24 protein-coding genes are annotated in these 26522 nt (G+C 45.5%); 16 read left to right on the top strand and 8 right to left on the bottom strand.

Annotation, left to right across the window (positions count from 1 at the left end; genetic code table 11):
- Positions 1–13: 13 nt before the first annotated feature.
- The 14 genes from Q7U10_01190 (at position 14) to hemG (ending at position 13916) form a co-directional block, all read left to right on the top strand.
- Entirely contained in the window at positions 14–655 is a 642-nt protein-coding gene (locus tag Q7U10_01190; GenBank protein ID MDO8281232.1) for a phosphatidylserine decarboxylase family protein, read from the top strand.
- Complete coding sequence (pssA, locus tag Q7U10_01185; protein MDO8281231.1) at positions 652–1401, top strand: CDP-diacylglycerol--serine O-phosphatidyltransferase; 750 nt, start codon at positions 652–654, stop codon at positions 1399–1401. The genes Q7U10_01190 and pssA overlap by 4 nt, the downstream gene beginning before the upstream one ends.
- Positions 1398–2915, top strand: coding sequence for a 2-isopropylmalate synthase (locus Q7U10_01180; GenBank protein ID MDO8281230.1), 1518 nt, complete (start codon positions 1398–1400; stop codon positions 2913–2915). Before pssA ends, Q7U10_01180 begins: the two co-directional genes overlap by 4 nt.
- A 22-nt stretch (positions 2916–2937) precedes the next feature.
- Positions 2938–4194, top strand: a complete 1257-nt coding sequence (gene leuC, locus Q7U10_01175; GenBank protein MDO8281229.1) for a 3-isopropylmalate dehydratase large subunit — start codon at positions 2938–2940, stop codon at positions 4192–4194.
- Positions 4191–4688 (top strand): 3-isopropylmalate dehydratase small subunit, encoded by a 498-nt coding sequence (leuD, locus tag Q7U10_01170; protein ID MDO8281228.1) that lies wholly within the window; start codon positions 4191–4193, stop codon positions 4686–4688. The genes leuC and leuD overlap by 4 nt, the downstream gene beginning before the upstream one ends.
- Positions 4689–4840: 152 nt before the next feature.
- Complete coding sequence (locus Q7U10_01165) at positions 4841–5554, top strand: sulfite exporter TauE/SafE family protein (GenBank protein ID MDO8281227.1); 714 nt, start codon at positions 4841–4843, stop codon at positions 5552–5554.
- Positions 5555–5583: 29 nt separating this feature from the next.
- Positions 5584–5781: a hypothetical protein gene (locus Q7U10_01160; protein ID MDO8281226.1), complete on the top strand. Its 198-nt coding sequence runs from the start codon at positions 5584–5586 to the stop codon at positions 5779–5781.
- A 70-nt stretch (positions 5782–5851) separates the two neighbouring features.
- Complete coding sequence (gene hemW / locus Q7U10_01155) at positions 5852–7024, top strand: radical SAM family heme chaperone HemW (GenBank protein ID MDO8281225.1); 1173 nt, start codon at positions 5852–5854, stop codon at positions 7022–7024.
- A 76-nt stretch (positions 7025–7100) separates the two neighbouring features.
- A complete protein-coding gene (locus tag Q7U10_01150) occupies positions 7101–8195 on the top strand; it encodes a radical SAM protein (protein MDO8281224.1) in 1095 nt (364 codons plus the stop codon).
- 4 nt (positions 8196–8199) lie between these two features.
- Complete coding sequence (gene hemE / locus Q7U10_01145; GenBank protein MDO8281223.1) at positions 8200–9249, top strand: uroporphyrinogen decarboxylase; 1050 nt, start codon at positions 8200–8202, stop codon at positions 9247–9249.
- Between the two features lie 20 nt (positions 9250–9269).
- Positions 9270–10196 carry a PAS domain S-box protein gene (locus Q7U10_01140; protein ID MDO8281222.1) on the top strand — a complete coding sequence of 309 codons (927 nt, stop codon included), beginning with the start codon at positions 9270–9272 and terminating at the stop codon, positions 10194–10196.
- Positions 10193–11452 carry an HD domain-containing protein gene (locus Q7U10_01135; protein ID MDO8281221.1) on the top strand — a complete coding sequence of 420 codons (1260 nt, stop codon included), beginning with the start codon at positions 10193–10195 and terminating at the stop codon, positions 11450–11452. Before Q7U10_01140 ends, Q7U10_01135 begins: the two co-directional genes overlap by 4 nt.
- 41 nt (positions 11453–11493) lie before the next feature.
- The gene (gene hemH / locus Q7U10_01130; protein MDO8281220.1) at positions 11494–12567 is read left to right on the top strand and encodes a ferrochelatase; all 1074 of its coding nucleotides are present in this window, start codon (positions 11494–11496) and stop codon (positions 12565–12567) included.
- A complete protein-coding gene (hemG, locus tag Q7U10_01125) occupies positions 12564–13916 on the top strand; it encodes a protoporphyrinogen oxidase (GenBank protein MDO8281219.1) in 1353 nt (450 codons plus the stop codon). Before hemH ends, hemG begins: the two co-directional genes overlap by 4 nt.
- An 11-nt stretch (positions 13917–13927) precedes the next feature.
- Here the strand turns inward: hemG and Q7U10_01120 are convergent, their stop codons facing one another.
- The 8 genes from Q7U10_01120 to Q7U10_01085 all read right to left on the bottom strand — a co-directional run bounded on the left by Q7U10_01120 (position 13928) and on the right by Q7U10_01085 (position 23316).
- Positions 13928–14968, bottom strand: coding sequence for an AI-2E family transporter (locus tag Q7U10_01120; GenBank protein MDO8281218.1), 1041 nt, complete (start codon positions 14966–14968; stop codon positions 13928–13930).
- 91 nt (positions 14969–15059) lie between these two features.
- Positions 15060–16637, bottom strand: coding sequence for a D-aminoacylase (locus Q7U10_01115; GenBank protein MDO8281217.1), 1578 nt, complete (start codon positions 16635–16637; stop codon positions 15060–15062).
- A gap of 6 nt (positions 16638–16643) precedes the next feature.
- Positions 16644–17798 carry an N-acetylmuramoyl-L-alanine amidase gene (locus Q7U10_01110; GenBank protein ID MDO8281216.1) on the bottom strand — a complete coding sequence of 385 codons (1155 nt, stop codon included), beginning with the start codon at positions 17796–17798 and terminating at the stop codon, positions 16644–16646.
- Positions 17799–17967: 169 nt separating this feature from the next.
- The gene (locus Q7U10_01105; GenBank protein ID MDO8281215.1) at positions 17968–19233 is read right to left on the bottom strand and encodes a FecR family protein; all 1266 of its coding nucleotides are present in this window, start codon (positions 19231–19233) and stop codon (positions 17968–17970) included.
- A gap of 100 nt (positions 19234–19333) precedes the next feature.
- Positions 19334–22222 carry a tetratricopeptide repeat protein gene (locus Q7U10_01100; protein MDO8281214.1) on the bottom strand — a complete coding sequence of 963 codons (2889 nt, stop codon included), beginning with the start codon at positions 22220–22222 and terminating at the stop codon, positions 19334–19336.
- A 123-nt stretch (positions 22223–22345) separates the two neighbouring features.
- Positions 22346–22546 carry a DUF1858 domain-containing protein gene (locus Q7U10_01095; GenBank protein MDO8281213.1) on the bottom strand — a complete coding sequence of 67 codons (201 nt, stop codon included), beginning with the start codon at positions 22544–22546 and terminating at the stop codon, positions 22346–22348.
- 103 nt (positions 22547–22649) lie between these two features.
- On the bottom strand, positions 22650–23060 hold the full coding sequence (locus tag Q7U10_01090; GenBank protein MDO8281212.1) for a cbb3-type cytochrome c oxidase subunit I: 411 nt from the start codon (positions 23058–23060) through the stop codon (positions 22650–22652).
- A gap of 25 nt (positions 23061–23085) precedes the next feature.
- Complete coding sequence (locus Q7U10_01085; protein ID MDO8281211.1) at positions 23086–23316, bottom strand: NifU family protein; 231 nt, start codon at positions 23314–23316, stop codon at positions 23086–23088.
- 234 nt (positions 23317–23550) lie between these two features.
- Between Q7U10_01085 and glyQ the strand changes: the two genes are divergently transcribed.
- Together glyQ and glyS are read left to right on the top strand one after the other, a co-directional pair.
- Positions 23551–24426: a glycine--tRNA ligase subunit alpha gene (gene glyQ, locus Q7U10_01080; protein ID MDO8281210.1), complete on the top strand. Its 876-nt coding sequence runs from the start codon at positions 23551–23553 to the stop codon at positions 24424–24426.
- Between the two features lies 1 nt (position 24427).
- Positions 24428–26464: a glycine--tRNA ligase subunit beta gene (gene glyS, locus Q7U10_01075; protein MDO8281209.1), complete on the top strand. Its 2037-nt coding sequence runs from the start codon at positions 24428–24430 to the stop codon at positions 26462–26464.
- Positions 26465–26522: the final 58 nt, after the last annotated feature.

Below are 26522 nucleotides of genomic sequence, written 5' to 3'. Positions count from 1 at the left end.
GGTTACTGAGAAAATGTTGAAGTATGCCAGGGAAGGCTATCCCTTTATCATTTTTTTTACAGTTATTACTCTGCTGACCCTGCTTTTCGGCAATCTGTGGGTGGCTGCGCTTCCATTTCTCCTTACGCTCTTCATGCTCTATTTCTTCAGAGACCCTGAGAGGGTATTTTCCGCAGATAACAATACCTTGATCGCGCCTGCGGACGGCTGCGTTGTGCAGATACGGGAGATCGTTGAAGATGAGATAACGAATGAGAAGATGATCGAGGTGAGCATCTTCATGAACGCCTTTAATGTACATGTTAACAGGGTTCCCTGTGACGGCACTGTTAAAGATGTTAAGCGCTATTCCGGAAGGTTCATGGCAGCATGGAGCGAGGAGGCTTCAAAGGCAAATGAACACATAACCATGCTATTTAATACTGTGCATGGCAATATAGTTGTAAGGCAGGTGGCAGGGCTTATAGCAAGACGCGCGGTATGCAGGGTGAAGCCCGGGGATGTGCTGAAACAGGCCGAGAGGTTCGGCATAATCAAGTTCAGCTCAAGGGTTGATATTTTTTTGCCACTTAATACGAAAATTAAAGTAAAATTAAAAGATAAAGTAAAGGCAGGGGAAACGGTTTTAGGAATTATCAGTCAGGTGAAATCATGAGAAAAGGTATCTACTTACTGCCAAATACGGTCACGCTCTGCGGGATGTTCTTCGGCTTCTATGCCATCATGTCAACCTTTAAGGGGCAGTATGTTCATGGCGCATGGGCCATCCTTGCGGCTGTCATATTTGACGGGCTTGACGGCTGGGTTGCAAGGATGACGAATACCGCGACAAAGTTCGGGATACAGCTTGACTCCCTGTCTGACCTCATCGCATTCGGTGTTGCCCCGGCAGTGCTTATATATGGATGGGGACTGAACGAGTTTGGACGGGTTGGCTGGGGCGCGTGTTTCTTTTATGTCGTCTGCGGCGCGCTAAGGCTTGCGAGGTATAACGTGCAGAAGGATACTGCTGAGAGCAAGGCCTTTACAGGACTGCCGATCCCCGGAGCCGCTACCATGATTGCAACACTTATCCTTTTCCATTCAGAGATGTGGGGAGGGGTTCCGCCGCTTAAGAGCTACACTCTTATGGTGCTGCCTTTTCTTCTCGCCGCGCTGATGGTGAGCACGTTTACTTATCATGGGATAAAAGAGGTCTCTACAAAACAGGGCACGCCTTTCTGGTTCCTTGTCGGTGTTGTAACAGCTCTTGCATTTATATTTATGTACCCTGAGATAGTCATGTTCATCCTCTCTGCAATTTATGTCTCCTGGGGGATTCTGGAAGGTTTTTACCGTCTCTTCAAGGGGAAGAGATCGAATATATCAAAAAGCAATAAGGCTGTTGACAGGGAAGAATGAGAACGATAAAGATATTTGATACTACATTAAGAGACGGCGAGCAGTCTCCGGGCGCTTCGATGAATGTTGATGAAAAGGTGCAGGTCGCAAAGCAGCTTGCGCGTCTCGGAGTCGATATTATTGAGGCGGGTTTTGCCATAGCATCACAGGGCGACTTTGACGCGATCAAAAGAATAGGCGACGAGGTTGAAGGGCCGATCCTGTGCAGCCTTGCGAGGGCGAAAGAGGGCGATATCAAGCGCGCGTGGGAAGCTATTAAGGATGCCAAGAGGAAGAGGATACATACTTTTCACTCAACGTCAGATATCCATCTCAAGCACCAGTTCCGCATTGGCCGTGACGAGGCGCTTAAGAGGTCTGTGGAGATGGTCAAATACGCAAAGAGTTTTACTGATGATATTGAATTTTCTCCTATGGATGCAACGAGGACTGATATCGGATATCTGTGTGATGTCGTAGAGGCGGTCATTGACGCAGGCGCATTGACGGTGAATATTCCCGACACGGTAGGCTACACCATTCCTGAAGAGTTCGGAAAGATGATAAAGACGATAACTCAGAAGGTGAAGAATATCAATAAGGCTGTCATAGCGGTGCATTGCCATAATGACCTCGGCCTTGCCGCTGCCAACTCGCTTGCCGCTGTAATAAACGGCGCCGGGCAGATAGAATGCACCATCAACGGCATAGGCGAACGCGCGGGCAACTGTTCCATGGAAGAGGTTGTCATGGCATTAAGGACAAGGCGTGATATATATAATGCTGATACGAAGATCAATACCGAAGAGATAATGAGAAGCAGCAGGCTTGTGACCAAGATAACAGGCATGTCGGTCCAGCCTAACAAGGCGATCGTCGGAGCTAACGCATTTGCGCATGAATCAGGCATACATCAGGACGGGCTTCTGAAGGAGAAGACCACTTATGAGATCATAAGGCCTGAGACTGTCGGTTTTCACAAGACAAAGTTCGTACTCGGCAAACACTCGGGAAGGCATGCCTTCAAGACAAAGCTTGCTGAACTTGGCTTCACTCTCAGCGAAGAGGAACTCAACAGCACATTTGAACGATTCAAGAACCTTGCTGACCAGAAGAAGGATATATACGATCAGGATATCGAGGCACTTGTATCTGATGAAGTAACAAAGGTTCCCGAGGTCTTCAGCCTTGTTGATATGAAGATATCCGCAGGGCTTCATGAAAAGCCCAAGGCTATGATCAAGTTGAAGATCAGAGGCAAAGATAAACAGAGAACCATGAACGGTGACGGGCCGGTTGACGCGGTGTATAAGGCGATAACCGCAATCACAGGGACAAAGAGCAAGCTCTTGAAGTATGAGGTTAAGAGCATAACCGGAGGCACTGACGCCCTCGGCGAGGTCATGGTCACGCTTGATGAAGACGGCAAATCCATGAGCGGCCACGGCGCTGACACTGACATAATTATCGCCTCTGCAAAGGCTTATATTAATGTTCTTAACAAGCTGGAAGCAAAGAAGAAAAAGTTAAAGTAGTTCATTAAGATACGGAGGGAATGTGACTATTACAGAGAAGATACTTGCGGCGCATGCCGGGAAGGATAAAGTTGTTCCGGGTGAGCTTATCCTTGCGAAGGTGGACTTTATACTTGCCAATGATATAACAGCTCCCATATCGATCACAGAGTTCAAAAAGACTGGCGCAAAGGGTGTGTTTGACAAGGGAAAGGTGACATTTATCCCCGACCATTTCGCGCCGCAGAAAGATATCAAGGCTGCTGAACAGTGCAAGATGCTCAGGGAATTTTCAAAGGATTACGGACTTGAACTCTATTTTGAAGTAGGCAGGATGGGTGTTGAACACGCGCTTCTTCCTGAGCAGGGTATCGTCGCGTCAGGCGACCTTGTGATAGGCGCTGACAGCCACACATGCACATACGGCGCTCTCGGCGCATTCTCCACAGGTGTCGGTTCCACAGATGTCGCGTCAGCCATGGCGACAGGCGAGTGCTGGTTCAAGGTCCCTGAGTCTATGAAGTTTGTCTATTACGGCAAGCTTAACAAATGGGTCAGCGGCAAAGACCTTATACTTCATACCATCGGTGACATAGGGGTTGACGGCGCTCTTTACAGGGCGATGGAGTTTGAGGGCGAGACGATAAGTTCACTCTCAATGTCAGGAAGGCTGACCATGTGCAACATGGCCATTGAGGCAGGCGGCAAGAACGGCATCATCGTCCCTGACAAGATAACAGAAGAGTATGTAAAGGGAAGGGCAAAGAGAAAATATAAATTCTATACATCCGATACTGATGCAAAGTATGTTGATGTCAGGGAGTATGACTGTTCAAAGATACCGCTTACAGTATCGTGTCCGCATCTTCCTTCAAATACAAAACCTGCGGCAGAGCTTTCGCATATCACCATTGATCAGGTGGTTGTAGGTTCATGCACAAACGGCAGGATCGAGGACTTGAGGGAAGCTGCAGAGATAATCAAAGGAAAGAAGGTCAACCCTAACACGAGAATGATAGTCATTCCTGCGACACAGCAGATATACCTGCAGGCTGTTAAAGAGGGATTGGCAGAGATATTTGTAAACGCAGAGGCGGTCTTTTCAACACCGACATGCGGGCCATGCCTCGGCGGTCATATGGGCATACTTGCAAAAGGCGAGAAGGCGCTTGCCACTACCAACAGGAACTTTGTCGGCAGGATGGGAGACCCGGGCAGCGAGGTCTATCTCTCAAACCCGGCAGTTGCCGCAGCATCCGCAGTTCTCGGCAGGATAGCCATACCGGAGGAGGTATTATGATACTTAAAGGAAGAGTATGGAAGTTTGGCAGGGATATAGATACTGACGCGATCATACCGGCAAGATATCTTAATACATCTGACCCGAATGAACTCGCAAAGCATGTCATGGAGGATGCTGATAAAGATTTCCCGTCAAAGGTTAAAAAAGGCGACATGATAATCGCTGACGCCAACTTCGGCTGCGGTTCTTCACGCGAGCACGCGCCTATAGCAATCAAGGCCGCTGGTATGCAGGGAGTAGTGGCAAAGAGCTTTGCGCGTATATTCTACAGGAATGCGTTCAATATCGGGCTTCCCATCTTTGAGTCTGAGGAGGCATCTGAAAAGATATCCGAAGGCGATGTCATAGAGGTGGACGCTGACAAAGGTGTTATAAAGAACATTACCAAAGGCGAAGAGTACACTGCAAAACCGATCCCGCCTTTCATGCAGGAACTTATCTCTGCCGGCGGGCTGATAGAGTGGACAAAGAAGCGGTTGAAAGCTTCATAGCATATTAATACAGACTTTGATATGAAGATGTTAAGCATTCTTGACATCTTATAAAGCCGTGTGTAAAACTAAATCACGCCACGAAGGCTGAGAGGTCAGAAGACCTTTGAAACTTTCGTGGTTTTTTTATTTTAGCTGGAAGGAGAATTCTTATGACAAATGAATTGATGATACTTGTGACTGCGGCAGCTTCTATCGGGTTTCTTCACACGCTGTTAGGGCCTGATCATTATATTCCTTTCATAGCGATGTCAAAGTCCGGTGAGTGGTCCATGCGCAAGACTACCCTTGTTACCGTTCTATGCGGCATCGGGCATGTCCTGAGTTCAGTTTTGCTGGGTACAGTAGGCATAACTTTCGGACTGGCTGTTTCAAAGCTTGAGGTCTTTGAATCGTTTCGCGGAGATATTGCAACATGGGCGCTTATAGCGTTCGGCCTAGTCTACTTTGCTTGGGGAATGAGGAGGGCTTACAGGAACAGGCCGCACACACATATACATCATCACGGAGGCGGCGCTGAGCATGTGCATACTCATGTTCATGCTGAAGAGCATCTGCATCTGCATAAAAAGAAGAATTCCGGTATCGTCACTCCATGGGCGCTTTTTATAATTTTCATCCTCGGCCCTTGCGAGCCGCTGATCCCGATGCTTATGTATCCTGCCGCAAGGCACAGCATGCTGGGTCTCGGGCTTGTTGCGGGAGTATTCAGCCTGGTAACTATATCTACCATGCTCGGCATTGTGCTTGTCTCTATATACGGAATAAATATTCTCCCAGCCAAAGGGCTTGAGCGTTATACCCATGCAATCGCAGGAGCGATAATAAGTTTTTGCGGAGTATCAGTACTGCTGTTTGGACTTTAAGTAATAATCCTACAATTAACCGGAGCTATATGACAGAACTTGAAAAACTGAAACATCTTCTTGAACACTGGATCGAACACAATGATGCGCATATCAATACTTATAAGGAATGGGCATCAAAGGCAGAGTCTCTCGGCGAGAAAGATTTGTCCGGTATTTTGGTAAAGGTTGTTGATGAGAGCAAGAAGCTTAACGATCTATTTAATAAGGCACAGGAGATTATATAACGCCCCCGGCTTTGCCACCCCCTCTTAAGCTAAGAGGGGGAATGGGGGAGTTATTCTACTACAATAACCCATGCCTGCATCCCTCTATGTCCACATCCCGTTTTGTCTGAAGCGTTGCATATACTGCGATTTTGTCTCTGGGATATATGACCCGCAAAAGGCTGCTGCATATATCAAAGCTCTGAAAAAAGAGATACTCGCAATCCCTCGCGGCACCTCATTTTCAACTATATACATTGGCGGAGGCACGCCAACAGCTCTTCCTACAGAATTTCTTAAGGATCTCATCGGTCATATCTTTACACGCTTTGATTTTTCACCCCCCCATCCCCCCCTTATTAAGGTGGGGCAAAGGGGAGGTGAGGCAACGATAGAGGCAAACCCCGGGACTCTTGATCTGGAAAAATTGAGAGATGTTAAAGAAGCCGGGATGAACAGGTTAAGCATCGGAGTTCAGTCTTTCAATGATGATGAACTTAAGTTGCTCCACAGGCTTCACTCTTCTTCAGAAGCAGAGAGGGCATTTTATCTTGCCAGAGAGGCGGGCTTTCAAAATATCGGCATTGACCTTATTTACGGCATTCCGGGACAGAGCATAGAGAGCTGGAAGAAGACGCTTCAAAAAGCGGTTCAGCTTGGCCCTGAGCATATATCTGCATACGAGCTTACCGTTGAGAATGGGACATTACTGCATGAGCGTATCAAAGAGGGCGGTATTTCAGTTTCAGATGAGGAGTTGATCATTGAAATGTATAACCACACAATTGACCATTTATCTTTATCAGGCTATGAGCATTACGAAATATCTAACTTTGCAAAACCCGGCTGCCGGTCCCGCCATAATCTCAACTACTGGGACAGGGGGGATTATTACGCCGCGGGCTTAGGCGCGCATTCATTCATCAATGGAAACCGTTCTTATAACATTGGCGATCTGGAAGATTATCTTAAAGCTATTTCTGATAATAGAAGCCCTGTTCAGGAAGAAGTTTATATAACCAAAGAGAAGGCTGCCTCTGAGGCTATCTTTCTCGGACTTAGAACGACTGATGGAATAAATGTCGAATCTTTCTTCAAGCGCTACGGGATGAATATCTTAAGTCATTATCAGGCTGAATTGGCGGATATGCAGGCAAATGGCCTGATCGAGATCACGAATTCAGAATGCTCATATGAAACCAATCTGAGGCTGACCAGACGCGGACTGCTCCTCTCCAATGAGGTATTTGTGAGGCTTTCCTGAAGTATAGTATCGATTTAATTCTAATGTTATAATAGTCACATTATGCAATATATACATGGGAGTATCTGGAATGTCGATGAAATTTGAACCTAAGTGGATAGCCTGGGAGATAACGAGAAGGTGCAATCTCAAGTGTGTTCACTGCCGTTCCTCGTCTGAAATGGAGGCCAAGGGCCATCCTGATTTTTCAACAGAAGAGGCGTACCGCGTAATTGACGATATAACAAGTTATGCAAAGCCTGTGATCGTGCTTTCCGGTGGAGAGCCTCTTTTACGCAAGGATGTCTTTGATATCGCAAAGTACGGCACTGATAAAGGGCTGAGGATGTGCATTGCTACAAACGGCTCTCTTGTTACAGAAGAGGTTTGTCTGAAGATGAAGGATTCAGGCGTGAAGATGGTCTCGCTCAGCCTTGACGGTTCAACAGCTGAGGTTCATGATAATTTCAGAAACCAGAAAGGCGCATTTGACGGCGTTATCAACGCCACAGGCCTTTTTAGAAAACACGATATCAAGTTTCTTATTAATTCATCATTCACAAAGAGAAACCAGGGTGAGATACCAAAGCTCAGCAGACTGGCAAAAGAGCTCGGCGCCACTGCATGGTATATGTTCATGATCGTTCCCACAGGAAGGGGAGAGGATATCATGAATGAGCTGATATCCAAAGAGGATTACGAGGAGCTGCTCAAGTGGCATTATGAGATGGAGAAGAATGAGAAGGATATGCTTGTGCGCCCCACCTGCGCGCCGCACTATTACAGGATAGTGCTTCAGATGCAGAAAGAGGAGGGCGAGAAATTTGCGCGCCGCACACTTAATTTCTCCACAGGCGGTTCAAAGGGATGCCTCGCGGGCCAGCTCATCTGCCTCATAGATGTGGACGGCAATGTGCTTCCTTGCAGTTATTTTCCTAAATCAGCAGGCAACATCAGGGAGAAGACTTTCAAGGATATATGGGAGAATTCCGTGCTTTTCAAAGATATGCGAGACTTCAAGTCATACAAGGGAAAGTGCGGTTCATGCGAATACGTAAATGTATGCGGCGGATGCAGGGCGCGCGCATATGCCGTGACCGGGGATTATATGGACGAGGAACCGTTCTGCGGTTATGTTCCGGTAAAAATGCTGAAAGAAGGTAAAAATAAAAACGAGCAGCAGAAGGGATAAGATCATGAATGATACTTTTTTAAAGGCATGCAGAGGGGAAGAAGTTTCATACACACCCATATGGATAATGCGGCAGGCAGGAAGATATCTGCCTCAATATCAGAAGGTAAGAGGTAAGGTTGATTTTTTGACTCTTTGTAAGACTCCCGAGCTTGCGGCTGAGGTAACTATTCAGCCGATAGATATTCTCGGCGTGGATGCCGCGATATTATTTTCCGACATCCTTATTCCGTGCGAGGCTATGGGTATAGGTCTTGATTTTCATGAAGGCAAGGGGCCTCTGCTCTCGCCTCCGATACGCGACGCAGCCACTGTGAATAGACTCTCTGTTCCTGACCCTGAAGAGAGGATGGGTTTTGTTATGGACACCATCCGTCTCTTGAGGAAAGAGCTTGCCGGAAGGGTTCCCCTCATAGGTTTCGCAGGCGCGCCTTTTACAACAGCAACCTACATGATCGAAGGCGGCACCTCGAGAAATTTCCTTAACACCAAAATGATGATCTATCAGAACCCCGCGCTCTACAGATCTCTGATGGATAAGGTCACAGCCACAATAACAGAGTATCTCAAGGCGCAGATAAGCGCGGGCGCACAGGCGGTGCAGATATTTGATACATGGGGCGGGATATTTTCGCCTTCAGATTTCAGGGAGCATGCGCTGTCATATGTTCAGAGGATAATCACAGACCTGAGGAGCTGGATGAAGGCCGAAAGAGTTGAAACAGTTCCTATTATCTATTTTGTAGGTGAGACAGCCGGGCTTCTTGAGGATATAAAGACATCAGGGGCAGATGTATATGGAGTTGACTGGAGAATAAATATAGATGATGCTATCAGAAGGCTTGGCGGAGATGTCGTGGTGCAGGGCAACCTTGACCCGCTCTCAATGTTCCTTCCGAAGCAGGAGATAGAGAAGAGGGTGCAGGATGTTTTAGACAGGGCATCATCTGCGAAAGGTCATATCTTCAATCTGGGGCACGGCGTTGTGCCGCAGACCTCTCCTGATAATGTGATAGCGCTTGTTGAGATGGTCCACAGGCTTTCTAAAAAATAAAGGCTGCAAGGATAGATATTGTGAGTGAACTGGCACAGAAGAACCATGTAGACATTGAACACCGGGGCAGCGAGGAGATATTCCGCAACATCTTTGAATCGCTTAGTGATGCTGTTTTTATTATTGATCCCTACGGTAAGTTTGTAGATGTCAATAAAACTGCTATTGACCGCCTTGGGTACACAAAGGAAGAGATATTATCCATGAACATATTTGAGCTTTCTCCCAGGGAATTTGCAGTCAGAATCCCTGAGTGCCTTAGTGCTGTACAGGAATGCGGCGAAGCTGTATATGAAATGGCCTTAAAAAAGAAGGACGGTACGATAATACCGGTTGAGGCAAACTGCAGGATGATTGATTTCGGCGGCGAGAATATAATGCTTAGCGTTATGAGGGATGTTACAGACAGGAAGAATGTAGAAGAGTCTCTCAGAAAACACCAGCTTTTTCTCTCTTCAATACTTGAGGGCATAGGCGACGGCGTTGTTGTGATAGACCGCGAGTATAAGATAATTACAGCCAACAGCGGATACCTGAAACAGACAAAGATAGATCTTGCCGAGATAGTCGGCATGCATTGTTATAAAGTGTCACACCATATTGACAAACCCTGCTTTCAGGCCGGTGAAGAATGCAGCGTAAAGAACGCCTTTGAAACAGGTGTGAGCCACAGGATAATCCACCGGCATTTTGATAAAGACAAAAATCCCATATTTGTTGAGACCATATCTTATCCTCTCAAAGGGGCTTCAGGTGAGATAGACTCTGTTGTTGAGGTTGTTTCAGATGTCACGGCAAGGATGAAGACAGATGAGAAACTCACCTCAAAGATAAAAGAGCTTGAGGATTTTTATGAGATGTCCATAGGCAGGGAGCTGAAGATGGTCGAATTGAAAAAAGAGATCGAGAGGCTTAAGGCTGCTGCAGGAGAGAAAGATACAATATGAAATTACGGCTCCCGATATTAGTAGCTTTTTTTGGCTGGCTGGTTGTCATAACATACTTATTTTATGATTATGCCGAGCACACTGATATGTTTTTTAGACACCTATTTCATTTTGATTCTTTTATTGAAACCTTTTTTCATATTCTTATTCTTACCTCACCTGTCGGCTCAACTATTACCGCATATCTGATGAATGAAAGAAGAAAGCTCCTTGAGAGGACGCTGAAGTCAGAGAAGATGCTGAGGTTAGCTTCTTCTGAATGGCTTACTACATTTGATTCCATGCCTTATGGCGTCATGCTGATCGATGAAAACTCAGATATTATGAGGGCAAATAAATATGTTGCGACCCTCGCTGGCAGAGACATAAAGGAGCTTGTACATAAGGGGAAATGCTGCGGGGCCGTCCATAAGCTTAATAAGCCGCTTGAAGGCTGCCCTCTTTTGAGATCCATCAGCAGCAACAGAACTGAGGAATTCATACATCACAACAAGGAAAGCAACAGGCATTTTATTGAGAGTGCCACCCCTATATTTGATGAGGATGGGGTTCCTAATGCATATGTGCTGGTGATAATTGACATCACGGACATTAAAGAGAATGAGAAAAAACTTATACAGTCCAAGGATGCCTTCTTTAATATGCTCAAGGACCTTGATGCAACATATAAGGAGCTTAGAGATATCTACAATGATCTTGTTATTGCATTCTCAAATGTCATTGACGCAAAGAGCCACTGGACCAAGGGCCATTCCATGGATGTTTCCTATTATGCCATCGCAATTGCCAAAGAGATGGGGCTGAAGGAGCAGGAGATCGAATATCTTAAGACAGCCGCGCTTTTACATGACATCGGCAAGATAGGCACATATGATGAGATCCTTGACAAGCCTTCCCAGCTCTCTGATGCCGAGTTTATGATGATCAGGATGCATCCTGTAAGAGGCGATGAGATACTCCGCCCTATAAAAGGGCTTGACAAGATACGCCCTATCATAAGGGCTCATCATGAAAAATATAACGGCACGGGTTATCCTGACAGCCTTAAGGGAGAACAGATCCCGCTGCTTGCAAGAGTATTATGTGTTGCAGACTCATATGACGCTATGATATCTGACAGGCCTTACCGTTTATCAGTCGGCAATGAATTTGCGATTGAAGAGCTTAAGCGCTGTTCAGGAGAACACTTTGATCCTGAGGTTGTGGATGCCTTTCTGAGAGTGCTTGGGAAACATAAAGAGTCTGCAATAAGGTAATAATATTTCATTCCGGCCTTGATCTTTTCAGGTATATAAATATGAACGATACGGCTGACAGAAAAACTGATCATACCATAGGCGTTCTTCTGCTCAACCTCGGCGGTCCTGACTCATTAGAGGCTGTCAGGCCCTTTCTATATAACCTCTTCTCTGACAGGGAGATCATCAGGCTGGGCCCCTCCTTTCTTCAGAAACCTATCGCAAGGATTATCTCAACATTCCGCTCGTCAAAGAGCAGGAGGATGTACGGGATGATAGGCGGAAGGTCGCCCATACTTGAGATCACCACAGCACAGGCTGAGGCGCTTGATAAGGCGCTTAATAAAGAAGTCATGGGAGTAGATAGTTTGCAAGGCGAGAAAACCTCAGCTTCTCAGCAGCTCAGCTTCTTAACCTCTCAACCTCTCTATAAAGTCTATATCGGCATGCGTTACTGGCACCCGTATATAAAGGATACCGTAAAAAGGATGGTGCAGGACGGGATCAAAGAGGTCATAGTCCTCTCTCTGTATCCTCATTACTCAAAGACCACAACAGGTTCATCAGTATCAGCGTTTAAATACGCTGCTGAGGAGATGGGCCTGAGCATAAAATATATAGAGCAATGGTTTGACTTTCCACCCTACATAGATGCAATGTGCGAACTCATCCATGAAGGCATTCAAAAGTTTAAGGATGAGGATATCGTTCTTTTGTACAGCGCCCACAGCCTTCCTAAATCTTTTATTGATGAAGGCGACCCGTATCTTGATCACATTAAAGGGACGATAGAGGCGGCTAATAAACGGCTTTCCGAAGAGCCGTATAATATTAAGGATATTAAATGGCAGCTCTCTTTTCAGAGCAGGAGCGGGCCTGTTGAGTGGCTTGAGCCTTCAACTGACAATACAATCTTAAAGCTCGGGGAGAAGGGATGCAGGAATATCCTTGTCGTGCCTATAAGTTTTGTGTCAGACCATATAGAGACTCTCTATGAAGTAGATATACTCTTCAGGGAACTTGCCAAAGGGCAGGGCATAAACCTCAGGAGATGCGGATCGCTGAACACATCAGAGAAGTTCATCAATGCATTAAAGGAACTGGTAATGATAAAAACAAGTGAGGCGCAATGAAGAAGGTTCTTGTTATAGGCGGAGGGCTTTCAGGTTTGTCGGTTGCTTATGCGTTGTTGAACAGCCCGCAACTGGATATCACTCTCCTTGAATCCGACCCAAGGACAGGCGGGAAGATATGGACTGATAATACTGAAGGCTTTGTATGCGAAAAGGGCGCAAACGGTTTTCTCGATAACAAGCCCAGGACGCTTGAGCTCTGCGGCAGCCTTGGCATTGACCCGGTGCGAAGCAATGAGAACGCAAAGAAGAGATACATCTTTTCGGGCGGGAAGCTTAACGCGCTTCCTGAATCACCTCCTGCATTTCTTAGATCTGATTTTATATCATGGCCCGGCAAGATAAGGATGCTCTATGACCTCTTTGCACCGAAGGGCCCTGAGGATGAGAGCGTAGCTGATTTCATAATACGCAGGCTCGGAAAGGAGGCGCTTGATAAGCTTATCGACCCTATGGTATCGGGTGTTTTTGCAGGCGACCCTTATAAGATGAGCATAAAGAGCTGCTTCCCTCGCATCAAGGAATTTGAATATAAATACGGCGGCCTCTTCAAGGCTCTGATAAAGATAAAGAGAGAGAGGGGCAACTCAGGCGCCAATGTCTCTGTCGCCCCTCCCGGCAGGCTCACATCTTTTTATGATGGCGCGCAGAAGATCACAGATGCCCTTTCAGAGGCGCTTGGCAGCAGGGTCAGGCTCGGGGCCTCTGTTCACGGGATAAACAGGAGCGGTGACAGTTATCAGGTGCATACATCTGCCGGCATCTTTGAAGCGGATATCGTGATCCTCGCCTCGCCTGCATACGCATCTGCTGATATTTTAAAAGATTTGGACAGGGAGCTTTCAGATACACTCTCTACAATCCCTTATCCGTCCCTGTCGGTTGTCTGCCTTGGATACAGGAGGGAGAAGGTGGGGCATGACCTGGGCGGTTTCGGCTTTCTCATACCTCAGAAAGAGGGCAGAAAGATACTCGGCACTCTCTGGGACTCAAGTATATTCCCGAACAGGGCGCCTGAAGGACATGTGCTGCTCAGGACGATGATCGGCGGAGCAAAGGCGTCTGAACTTGCGATGATGGATGACAGCAGGCTGCTGAGTACGGTGATGAACGAACTCAGGCCGATCATGACATTGAAGTCTGATCCTGATATGGCAAGGATCTACAGGTGGGAGAGGGCTATCCCTCAATATCTGGTGGGGCACTCAGACAAGCTGAAAAAGATTGATGAGAGGCTCAAGCTTCATAAGGGCATTTATCTTGCCGGCAACGCCTACAAAGGCATCGGCATGAATGACTGTATAGAGAATGGATATAAGCTTGCTGAAGAGGTTTTAAGGACGATATAGTGACGGTGTATTTACTGATCTTCCTTTGCGTGTATCTCAATCAGTGTGAGGAACAGCGCGGCGATCAAGGGCCCGATAATAAATCCCACAAGCCCCATGAGTTTTATTCCGCCGAGTACGCTTAGGAAGACTAACAGCGTGTGCATCTTTGTCCTGCTTCCGATCACCAGCGGCTTGATGATGTTGTCAATGGTGCTGATAATTATAAAGCCGAAAAGAAATAGCCCGATGCCCTTCATGTAACTGCCTGACAGGAACATGATAAGGCTTGCAGGCCCCCATATGAGAAAAGTCCCGAAGAAAGGCACGAGTGAGGCAACTGCCATTGTTGCTCCCCAGAATACCGGGGATGGAGTGCCGAATAACCAGAACGCGACACCTCCGAGCAGCCCCTGAGCGATTCCGACAACAACGCCGCCGTACACTCCGGCTATGACAGTCTCCTTTATGCGTTCTTCAAACCTATGCTTCTGTTCTTCAGTAAGAGGCAGGAGTTTTTTGAGATACGCCGCAAGCGCCTCTCCGTCTTTGAGGAAGAAATATATTATCATGAGCATGATGACAAAGTTCCCTGCCAGAAGGACAGCGTTTGTAAGGAGGCCGGTGATATTATGAAAGATGTATTCTCCTAATGACTTCAGGGTCGCTGTAAGGCTTTCCTGGAGGTTAAATCGTTGAAGCAATTCAGCGGGCACTAATTTCTGCAATGTTTCATCAAGCCGGGTATATATATCAAGATTTATGATGTTTTCAATGCCCTGCTGTTCGATCTTATTGTAGATGTCAGTAATATCGCCTGTGAGTGAACTGATAATAAAGAAGAACGGAAGCAGCACCGTTATCATAATAACAGCCAGAGTAAGCAGTGAGGCAGACCACTCCCGTTTGGATGATCTGAGTATTAATTTATACAGAGGGTAGAATGTAATGCTGAGGACCATTGCCCATGAGATAGTGAAGATAAAGGGGCTCAGTATCTTATAGAAAAGATAAAAGGTGATCAATGTGAAGATGAGATAGATCACTTTGGATAAACGAATATTAGTCATCATAGGTCACTTTTTTCCATATTTGCTTTTTGCCGGATCAGCATTAAGATATATTTTTTCGTAAGCTTTTGCAATTAAAGTATTTAAATACTGTTCATCTGATAATCCTGCCCGGCATCTTTCCTGTTGCCTGCCCTTCAAACAATACAGGCGTTCCATTCACAAAGACATGGTGGATGCCTTTCGGCCTTACAAACGGCTTGTTATATTCAGCTGTGTCATTGACCTTTTTCGGGTCAAAGACGGTAATGTCCGCAAAGCAGCCTTCTTTTATAATGCCGCGGTTCTTTATATTGAAAGTTCTTGCAGGAAGCCCTGTCATTTTATATATCGCTTCATTGAGCTTCAGCACACCGTATTCCCTGACATATTTGCCTAATATCCGGGGGAAACTTCCGAATGCCCTGGGGTGGGGTTTTTCATTTGACGTTATGCCGTCAAAGCTCCTTGCAGAGCTGTCAGAGCCAATCATTGCGTAAGGCCGTTTAAGTATCTCCCTGAGGTTGTCCTCGTTCATTGAGAAGAAGATGGCCCCGGTCCTGAGTTCGTCATCAATAAGCAGGTCGAACATGCAGTTGATAGGGCTTTTTTTCAGAGGGAGGCTGATCTCAAAGAGCGTCTTGCCTTCCATCCATTTGTTCTTATCTGTAGTCACGGACGATATCATCACAGACTTCCAGAAAGATTTTTCAGGGTGCTTCTTGAGAAAATCGTTTTTGAGATGTGCCTGTTCATTCCTGAGCCGGTGGAGCTCCTTTTTATGCCCGCCTTCAAACGCCCATGCAGGCAGTATCGTATCAAGATCTGTGCTTGAAGCGGTATAAGGATACCTGTCGCATGTGACATTAAAGCCCTTAATGTTCTCATGCTCTATCTGCTCAAATACACCTTTGAGCTTCTTCCAGTTATTCTCGCCGTTGGTCTTCAGGTGTGAGATGTGGGCTTTTATGCCTGATTCATTCACAATGGTCATTACCTCGTTGACCGACTCAAGGAGCCTGCTGCCCTCGCTCCTCATATGAGTTGTATAGATGCCATTGCTCTTTGCCGCCTCGCGCGCAAGCTCGATTATCTCCGGTGTATCAGTAAATATCCCCGGCGGATATATAAGGCCTGTTGAGATGCCCTTTGCACCTGCGCTGATAGCGTCGTTTAGAAGTTCTTTTGTCTTTTCGATAGTACTCGTTGAAAGCGGTTTGTCAGAATATCCGGCGACAGAGGCCCTGAGGTTGCCGTGTCCGGCAAGCGTTGCAAAGTTAACGGCAAAGCCTTTCTTTTCCAAAATGCTGAAGTATTCGGGGAAGGTGTTCCATCTCTCTTTGATATTCAGGTTTGCGAGCTCTTTCTCCCTGTGCTCAAGCGCCTCTCTGTAAAGCGGCGCTGCGGACAGGCCGCAGTTCCCGTTCATCTCTGTTGTTACGCCTTGGCAGATCTTCCCCTCAGCCCTTCCATCTGCAAGCAGGGTGAAGTCAGAATGCGCATGAGAGTCGATAAATCCCGGGCATAGGCAGAGCCCCTTAATATTTATTGTGTTATCGGCATGAACTCCCGAGAGCTCTCCTATCGCCTTTATGCGGTCGCCTTCAATGGCGATATCAGCTATCTTAGGCGAGGCATCGGGAGATGTGCCGTCAATAATGAATCCGCCCTTTATTAAATAGTCTATAGCCATATAATTTTATTTTTGCCTGGCCATCAATGTTGACCCTTTAATATAATCTCCGACACCTTCAGCTATGCCTTCTGCTATCCTGTCCCTGTAGCCCTTGCTTGCGAGGAGCTTCTCTTCATCGCTGTTGCTTATAAATGATACCTCAACCAGCGCGGACGGCATCTCAGCGCCCACAAGCACATAGAAGAGCGCCTGCTTTATTCCAAGGTCTGTTGTCTTATTGTACTGGTCTTTCAATGTGCTTACCATCGAATCCTGTAAATTGCGCGCGAACTTTACAGATTCCTGCTTCTTGTGGCTTCTGGTCAGGTCGTCAAGTATCATCTGAAGCCCGCCCCTTAACAGCTTCATCTTACTTATGGAGATATTGTTCTCTCTTGCCGCGACCTTCAGCGACTCGTCGTCATTTGTCCAGTTAAGTATATATGTTTCGATCCCTTTTGCAGACCTCTTTGTGTTTGCGTTAGCATGGACGGAGATAAAGAGGTCAGCGTTATTTGAGTTTGCTATCTCGGTCCGTTCATTAAGAGGGATGAATACATCTGTCTTCCGGGTATAGATTATATTTACGCCATATCTTTCATTAAGTATCTCGCCCAGTCTTTTGCCCACATCAAGGACCACATCTTTTTCCTTCAGCCCGTTCGGCCCGACTGCGCCAGGGTCTTTGCCTCCATGGCCGGGATCGATAACTATCGTCTTGATCTTTACATCATCCGGTATCTCTTTTATAAAGGGCTTGCTCTCAATGATTAGCGGCGCAAGTGCTGCTTCAGGTTTGTAGATATCGATAACGAGCCTGTCGGGATTTTCAAGTACAAATGCGGAATACTGGCTCATGCCTTCAAGGTCAAGAGTGACCCTTGCTGTATCTTCACTGAACTGGCCTGAGCGTATCTTCTTCAGTATACCGTTATTGACAGCTATCGAGGTTTTGGTATCTTTCGCGAGTGTGCATCCCTTGATATCAAAGTAGAGGCGTTCAGGTTTTTTAAGGCGGTTGCTGTTAAATGAAGCCAGGCTGCTGAGGTCGATTACCACCCTTGTATATGTCTTGTATGTTAAGTAGCGTACTCCCAGAATGCTGACATGCTCAACAGCGCTGATGCGGCTTGATATGAAGACCATGAGGATGACAAAAGCCAACAGGATCTTTTTCATAGTGTATTTTTGTATATATATATATTATTGTCAATAAGTTAGGCTATGACTTATAAATAAATTAATTGAGTAAATCAGGAAGAATAGATGTGTTTAACGCTTCAGGTAGTGAGTTATAAACTGATAATATTAAATAATGCAGGTGGAATAATGCTGTGTCTGCAATGTGCTATATGCAGCTAGGATCAATCGGGCTTGGGTCAAAATCCCCTTTACACCCACCGCCCTGGCAGCGGTCGTTAATGGAACATATGTCTCCGTCACTGCAATGTTCAAAATCGTCATAGACAGAATTGCCGCCGGAACATTTATAGCAAATTCCAGGATCCTGAAGGTCATCAGAAACAGTATTCCCACCGGAACATTTTCGGCATTGTCCCGGATCATCGAGATTATCAGGCACAGCACTGCCACCTGAGCATTTCTTACACAGTCCCGGATCTTCAAGATCGTCAGGGACGGAATTGCCGCCAGAACACTTCAGGCATGTACCTGGGTCTTCTGAATTATCAGGCACAGCACTGCCACCTGAACATTTTTTGCAACGGCCTGGATCTTCTGAGTTGTCAGAAACAGGACTTCCGTTTAAACATTTTTTGCACATGCCTGGATCTTCTGAATTGTCAGGGACAGGGATTCCATTAGAACACTTCTGACAGGGTCCAGGATCCATTGTATTATCAGGCACACAGTGGTTTTCATCATCAAGTACTTCACATTGTCCGCAATGGGTATCGTCACCGTTGTCATTGCTGTTGTCATTGCTGTTGTCGTTGCTGTTGTCGTTGCTGTTGTCATTGCTGTTGTCATTGCTAATATCATTACTGATTTTTTCCAGTTCTATTATTAACTCAGGAGTAATAGGTGAAGGGAATCCAGGCTGCTCATTATTTCTGGAAAAAATCGTGAATCCTTCTTTAATTATTTCTCTCCAGTCAGGATGCTCCATTAGCCAGAATTCAACTTCACCCTGCAGTACGGCAACACCGGATTCCTTATCACACATCCAGACATAGAATTCAGTACCCCTTGCAGCAGCCACGGCATTAGGGGTATGTACCTCAAGGCTGGACCTCCCTGAGACTGCTCTAAGGTCGCCATTTAAAAGCTCAAGAACAGAAACGTCTTTTTTGCTGCCTTCACTGCCGGAATACTTTTTAATGACTAATCTCGAGTTTTCGGTAAGGCTTATTATGCTGTCGTCAGAAAAATGAAGCTTCAATCTTGAGTTCTCTAATGTTTCTATTGTATCGAACTTGTAAATGGGGTCGTCTTTTATGGCATCAAAAGTTTTATTATCCCTTGTAATGGTAGCTGCTCCACTTACTGATAAGATAGTACCTACTTTTTCGGAGTTAAAGGCATCTGAAGGTATGCAGAAGAGAAAAATTAGAAGGAAAAAAGAAAAATATTTATAAAGCTTAACGTTATTCATTTTCATGACCATCAAAAGACCTTGTATTTATGACTTAAATAATTATACAGAATATAAGACAAGAAATACAATATAGCAAAATAGTTATGAAATGATGAACCTATTGATAAATAATGTTTCTTTCCAAGAAAACTTTGCAATTTTTATGGTCAGGTTTTATCTGAAGGCATTTCCTCCATTGATCAAAAGCCTCGCGCAACATGCCGAGTTTTTTATACTCGATGCCAAGCTGAAAGCGGTAATCCGCATTTTTCTGATCGAATAAAACAGCTTTGTTTAACGCATCAAGTGCTTCTTTATGCAAGCCCATGCCGCTGTAACTGTTTGCCAATAATTCATATATGGTGGCATTGTCCGGATTGAAGATAAGCGCTGTTTTCAGTACGTTAACAGCATTGCCGAGGTTCCCGGTGTTTAGATAGATCTGGGCAAGAGATATGTAAATAGAAACGTTTTTCGGATCTTCGGCAATTAATTGCTGAAGAATGATAGTTGCTTTTTCATTATTCCCCATTGTTTCATATATAGAAGCCAGTTGTCTGATTAGTCGTGCATCATTCGGATTCAGCTGAATCGCTGTCTGGATAGTGCCGAGAGCATTGGAATAGTCTTTCATGCTGGAATAAATTCCGCTGAGAGTGATATGAAGAGGAGCATCTTTGGGTTTTTCTTTAGTTAATTGCTGAAATATAGCAATCGCCTTTTTATGGTTTCCCATTCTTCCATATATTAAAGCCATCTGTTCTCTTAGATAAGGATCCTCCGGATGATAATTTAACGCTGTCTGTAGTGTTTCCAACGCATGCTGGTTATCATTTGTTTTGAGCAATATCCTGGAAAGTCGCAGATACATCGAAATATCTTTTGGATCTTCATTAAGTATCTGTTGATAAAGAATTATGGCTTTTTCATTCATATCAAGATTTTCATAGGTTATCGCAATCTCTTTGTTCAAGGAAATTTCATTGCCGAATTGTTTTATGTATTCCCCCCCTGCTTCAAGGGCTTTATAATATTCTTTTGCGTTATTAAGTTCGGTAATTATTGATAAGGCATTGAGTATTGATGGTTCAAGCCTGAAGGCAAAAGAGAATTCCTCAAAAGCCGCATGCTTTTCTCCTTTGCTTAACAGATAATATGCAAACCTCCTTCTGTATTCCGCTATTTCAGGTACCACAGGTTTCAGTTCAGCGTAGCTGGGATAGAACTTCCATAGATCATCGAGGATCTTTGGAAGATACGAAAAATTGGATCTTAACTGAAGGAACTTGCCGTATTCTTCGCGTGCTTTGTCAGCTTCGCCCCGGGAAAGAAAAAATGTTCCGGTGTCATAGTGGGTAAAGGGACTTTGCGGAGCAAAATGAGCGGCTTTTGTCAGCGCTTCTCCGGCCTCGTCAAGACGCCCCAATCGCTGAAGGCTGAAGGCTTTTTTGGTGTAGTAATATCCCCTGACCGGATTTGCAGTTATTGCATCATTGAAATATTTGACGGATTTATTAAGAAGGTCCTCTTTCTCAGATGTTTCTTTGGCGTTAACTGCTTTTGCAGCCATTATATCTCCCATTGCCGCAGGATGTTCCGCATTACCCGAATCAATTTGGATGGCCCGATATAGTGATTCTGCAGCAAGGTCATAATTGCCTGACTTTTGATGATCAATTGATTTATTCAGATAATAGCCTCCAAGAAATGGAGGAAGAATATTAATGAGCGCCATGGAACAAAATAATAAAATAATGCAATAACCAGCGAATCCCTGTTTCATGGAAATTGCTCTGCTGATCAGGGCTGCCTTCTCAGGCCTGGAAGCAATTAACGCAATGGCGGAGCAGATAAAAAAGAGAAAGGCATTTGAAGGAATGCTGAAGTTGAAGTCAGTATTGCTGTGAACTAATATAGCAAAACAGGATGACAGCGCTCCCAGTCCAACCGCCTGCAAGCCTTTGTCGGGAAGCGCAACAAGCTTTTTTGTCACTGAAATGAAAAAGACGATTATGCACAGAAATGCAGATATTATTCCTGCAATTCCCAATTCCGCAGTCAGTTCAAGATAATCATTATGGGCATGACTGTAATACAAACTGCTCAGGTGTTCGCTTTTAAAGAGAGGAAAGGCATGACTGAAAGTTCCGATACCTGTACCAAACCAGGGGTTTTCAGCAATCATGTCTATTATATCCTTCCATACTCCCAACCTCTCTTTTCCTGCTGCAAAAGGGTCTTTCAGTGTCTGAAGCCTTTCAATTACGGCACCCATGCCAAACCACGCCATGACAGATAAGGCAAGGACCAGGACACCGCTGATAAGCCATAGATTTTTCCTTCTGCCGCTGCTGGCGGAAAAGAGTGCAAAGAGACAGAGCATGCCGACTAAAAGGCTGATGACACCTCCGCGAGATAAAGAAAAAAAGATAGCTGCGGCAGCGGAGACGGCAAGACATATCAATAACAAACGCCTTATGCCGTTATACGCAATGGCAAGACCGATACATGATAGCGTGATCATCTCAAGGTATCCTGCGAAATGGTTGTGATTTACAAAGGTGAAGAAGCTGCTGTAAATATCAGGTGAGAAAATCCTTGAACCCTTTGACTTATCGATAAGCAGGAGCAAACCTGTAAAAGCATATAAGCCTCCAAAAACAGCTATAACCCAGGATAGCCTGAAAAGTTTACGCCTCTCGCTGAACGTATTGACCACAAAATAAAAGATCAAAACATAATTAATAAGTTTATATATCTGGATACGGGATGCATACGGGTAAACTGAAAAGAAGATAGAAATAAAGGCAAGGAATAAAAGAATCAGTGCAAACAGGTCCACCGGCGTGCGGTAAAGTTTTATTTGACCGCTGCGTATCATGGAGACTGCCCATAATGCTATGATGGCGATCGAGACCGCATGCAATACAGTCACAGACCATATCTCAACAGTACCGTAAGCCAGCGGCGTAAAGATAAGAAGAAAATAAAGAAGCGCTTCCTGCATTTGGAATATTATAATAAAGAAATAATAAAATTAACGGGCAGGCTGATTAACCAAGAGAATTGTATACAGTTATCAAAGCGGTGAGGCAGCAGTGCGCGCAGGCATCTGCTGCCATAGTCTTTATCAGGATTTCTGAAGCGCCTTTATTTCAGCTATTAACTTTTCAGGGTCAACATTATGCATGGCAGAGCCGAAAGTTATGGACTCGACATTGATCCCCGGGCATGTAAAGCACCCGTTGCCGAAGTACTTCTTTATAACAGCATCCGCTCCGGGCACCTCTTTTATTAAGTCACCTATTACTGAATTCTTTGTGATTTCCATCTGAGTACACCTCCATATTTATGAGCATCGCCTGCTCTGTTTTTATCTCTCTAAACTTATTGTATTACGTCCCGCAGGCGGTGTCTATGATGCAAATCATAAGCTACATCTGAACCGGCTTGATCGTCTTCAGTATATTGAATGCGAAGAGTATAACTGCGATAAGCGAGAGCGCTGCTGACAGCATGAGCATCGGCCCTGCAATACCAGCGGCATATCCAACTATAGTCATGGGCCATGTTGTCGCCATGCCGATCAGACCGGCGTTTGAGAGCCAGAACTGTACATTCATTATCTTGGGGCTGTATATATGAACACCGCTGAACTTCGGGAGTATGTGATAACCGACACCGTAGATCATCATCGTCATGAAACCGAGGAGGTTGAAGTGCACATGTATATCTTTATAGATCCCGGATTCTTCAGGCCATATGAACATCCCCATTCCCAAAGCCGCGCCTGCGACAAAGTATATGACGCTCATTCTCAAATACCAGACAACTATCTTATCCAATGTTCTCCTCCTTAATTATCAACTATTAACTTCTGACCTGCTCTACAGATTTCACCTCAGGAATTTCCTGCTTGAGAGTATCTTCAATTGCGTTCTTAAGCGTCATGGTCGCACCCGGACAGCCTGAGCATGCACCTTTAAGCCTGACCTTTACCACTCCGTCATCTGTAACTTCAACAAGCTCAACATCCCCTCCGTCCCTCTGAAGAAACGGCCTCACCTTTCCCAATACCTTTTCAACTCTTTCCTTTAACATGTTTCCTCCTTGTTTATATGAGATTAAATTTCAATCTGTATTTTAATTATAAATCTATTTGTAATTGCAGTCTATGATTTTAATCATAAATAAAAATTACCATAATGATACAAGATAAGCTGGTTTTTCTTCTATTGTATAGGATGGAGACATGTTTTAATCTTTAACAATTTCCAGATTTTGGTGTATACTTCTTTATACAAAAATCATAGGCATAGAGGCACAACATAATAGATGAATCTTCAGGACTTAATTTTAAAACTTCAGTCATTCTGGTCTGAGCAGGGCTGTGTCATGCAGCAGCCGTATGATACAGAGGTCGGTGCAGGCACATTCAACCCGGCAACATTCTTCCGCGTGCTCGGGCCTGAGCCGTGGAAGGCCGCATATGTCGAGCCGTCAAGAAGGCCGACTGACGGCAGGTATGGCAAGAACCCGAACAGGCTGCAGCACTACTACCAGTTTCAGGTGATATTGAAACCCTCGCCGGATAACATTCAGGACATCTATCTGAAGAGCCTTGCAGCGATGAAGATAGACCTCATTGACCATGACATACGTTTTGTCGAGGATGACTGGGAGTCGCCCACACTCGGCGCATGGGGACTCGGCTGGGAGGTGTGGCTTGACGGAATGGAGATTACACAGTTCACATATTTTCAGCAGGTGGGGGGTATCGAGCTTAAGCCTGTCTCTGTTGAGGTCACATACGGGCTTGAGCGCATAGCCATGTACCTGCAGGGCGTTGACAATGTGTATGACCTGAAGTGGAATGATGAGATCTCATACGGAGATGTGCATCACCGTTCAGAGGTGGAGTTCTCAACCTACAACTTTGACGAGGCTGATATCGGCATGCATCTGAAGCTCTTTGAGATGTATGAGAAGGAATCCCTTGACATGATAAAGAAAGGCCTTGTGCTTCCTTCATATGACTGCTGCCTCAAGTGTTCTCATGTATTCAACATGCTTGATGCGCGCGGCGCGTTGAGCGTCACGGAAAGGACCAAGTACATCGCCAAGGTGAGGAACCTTTCCAAACGCTGCGCAGTCGGTTATCTGAAACAGCGCGAGGATATGGAGTTTCCCCTCCTGAAAAAAATTAAATAAAATGAAACAGTTTTTATTAGAAATAGGCACTGAAGAGATACCTGCCAGGTTTATAAAAGGCGGCCTTGATTCGTTAAAATCCAACTTTATAAACTTCTTGACACAGGAAGCCATAACCTACGGAAAGATAAAGTTATTTGCAACGCCTCGAAGGCTTGCGATAATTATCGATGATGTGGCTGAGAAGCAGGAGGATCGGGTGAAGGAGATGGTCGGCCCTCCAACGAGCATAGCCTATGATAAGGACGGCGGACTGACAAAGGCTGCTGTCGGTTTTGCAAAGTCAGCAGGCATCGATGTTTCTGAACTCAAGGTTCTAAAGAATGAACGCGGCGAGTACCTTCAGGCTGTTGTTCAGGTGCCGGGGATGGATACAAAGGATCTCTTTTCAAAATCGCTTCCCGGACTTATCACATCGCTGTATTTTCCAAAGACCATGAGGTGGGCCGGTTACTCCACGAAGTTCGTAAGGCCTGTCCGCTGGATATTGGCGCTTATGGGAAGTGAGGTCATATCTTTTGAGCTTGAGGGGATCAAGAGCAGTAACCTTACTTACGGCCACCGCTTCTCATCACCGCAGCCGGTCAAGGTAGCAGATCCGTCTTCATATGCATCTCTTCTTAACAGGAACAAGGTCATAGCTGACCTGCAGAAAAGGAAAGAGATAATTGTTTCTGAGATAAAGAAGGTGGAGCAGGCTGAAGGATGCATAGTACATGAGGATGAGGAACTTCTTGATACGGTCGTATCTCTGGTTGAATATCCCACTGTGATCGTAGGTGGATTCGATAATGATTATTTGCTGCTTCCGAAAGAGCTTCCCATCACGGTCATGAGGATACATCAGAAGTACTTCTCTCTTGAAGATATGAACGGCAATCTTCTTCCGAAGTTCATAGTTGTCAGCAATTCGGTTTCTGACAATAAAGAAACTGTAAGAAAAGGCAACGAGCGTGTTCTCAGGGCGAGGCTTGAGGATGCGAGGTTTTACTACAATGACGACCTTCAGAAACCGCTCTGGGAATTAAAGGATGAGCTTAAGAACGTTACATTTCAGGAAGAGCTCGGAAGCATATTTGATAAGCTTGAGAGGGTTTCATTCATATGTTCGTTCATTGCGGCCAGACTTGACTTCAAGGATGAGGAGAAACTCCTGAGGGCGGCAATGCTCTCAAAGGCAGACCTTGTCTCCGGTGTTGTGGGCGAGTTTCCTGAGCTTCAGGGATATATGGGGAAGGTGTATGCGATCGGATCAGGGGAAGATGAGGATGTTGCAGATGCTATATATGAGCACTACCTCCCGAGGTTTGCCGAAGATGTTCTTCCTTCATCTGACATAGGCAGCATAATATCAATAGCGGACAAGGCGGACAACATCGCATCATTCTTCTTTTTAGGCATGATACCTACAGGTTCAGAAGACCCTTTTGCTCTCAGGCGGCAGGCAGCAGGCATAATCAGGATACTCCAAGAAAAGGACTACCCGCTTACGCTTGAGAACATTATCGAGACTGCGCTCCAAAGCCTTGAGAACCATACGCCTTCAATAAGGTCGCTCACTGAAAAGATACTCGTCTTCTTCAACCAGAGGCTTGAGGGGATACTTCTTTCGCAGGGATACAGCTATGACACTGTCAATGCCGTGCTTTCTGTCAAGGGCCTGACCATGAAGGGGATAAAGGAGAAGATGGACATACTTGCCGCCATCCGCAAGGAGGCCGGATTTGAAGGGCTTCTCACTTCCGCAAAGAGGGTCTATAACATTCTCGGCGAGAGCAAGGCAGGCGAGGTCAGGAAGGATCTCTTCATAGAGGAATCGGAAAAGGCGCTCTTTGATTCTGCTGAGAGCCTTTCTAATGAAATGGACGGGAAGGACTTTTCCGGGCTGTTCAGGCTTCAGGAGCCTATCAATATCTTTTTTGACAAGGTGCTTGTGATGGACAAGGACGCTGCTGTAAAGGCAAACAGGCTTGCTTTGCTTTCCAAAGTAAAAAGCATCTTTGATACGCTCGCAGACTTTTCCAGGATAGTGCAGTAGCTAACGATCTTTAACTGCCATATTTCAAAATATTTTCTTATTTGGTCATTAATCCCCC

It is taken from the genome of Thermodesulfovibrionia bacterium (genome assembly GCA_030646035.1).
GTDB lineage: Bacteria > Nitrospirota > Thermodesulfovibrionia > UBA6902 > UBA6902 > JACQZG01.
The sequence above is the reverse complement of the archived record's forward strand: the minus strand, read 5'-3'. Positions and strand labels throughout refer to the sequence as shown.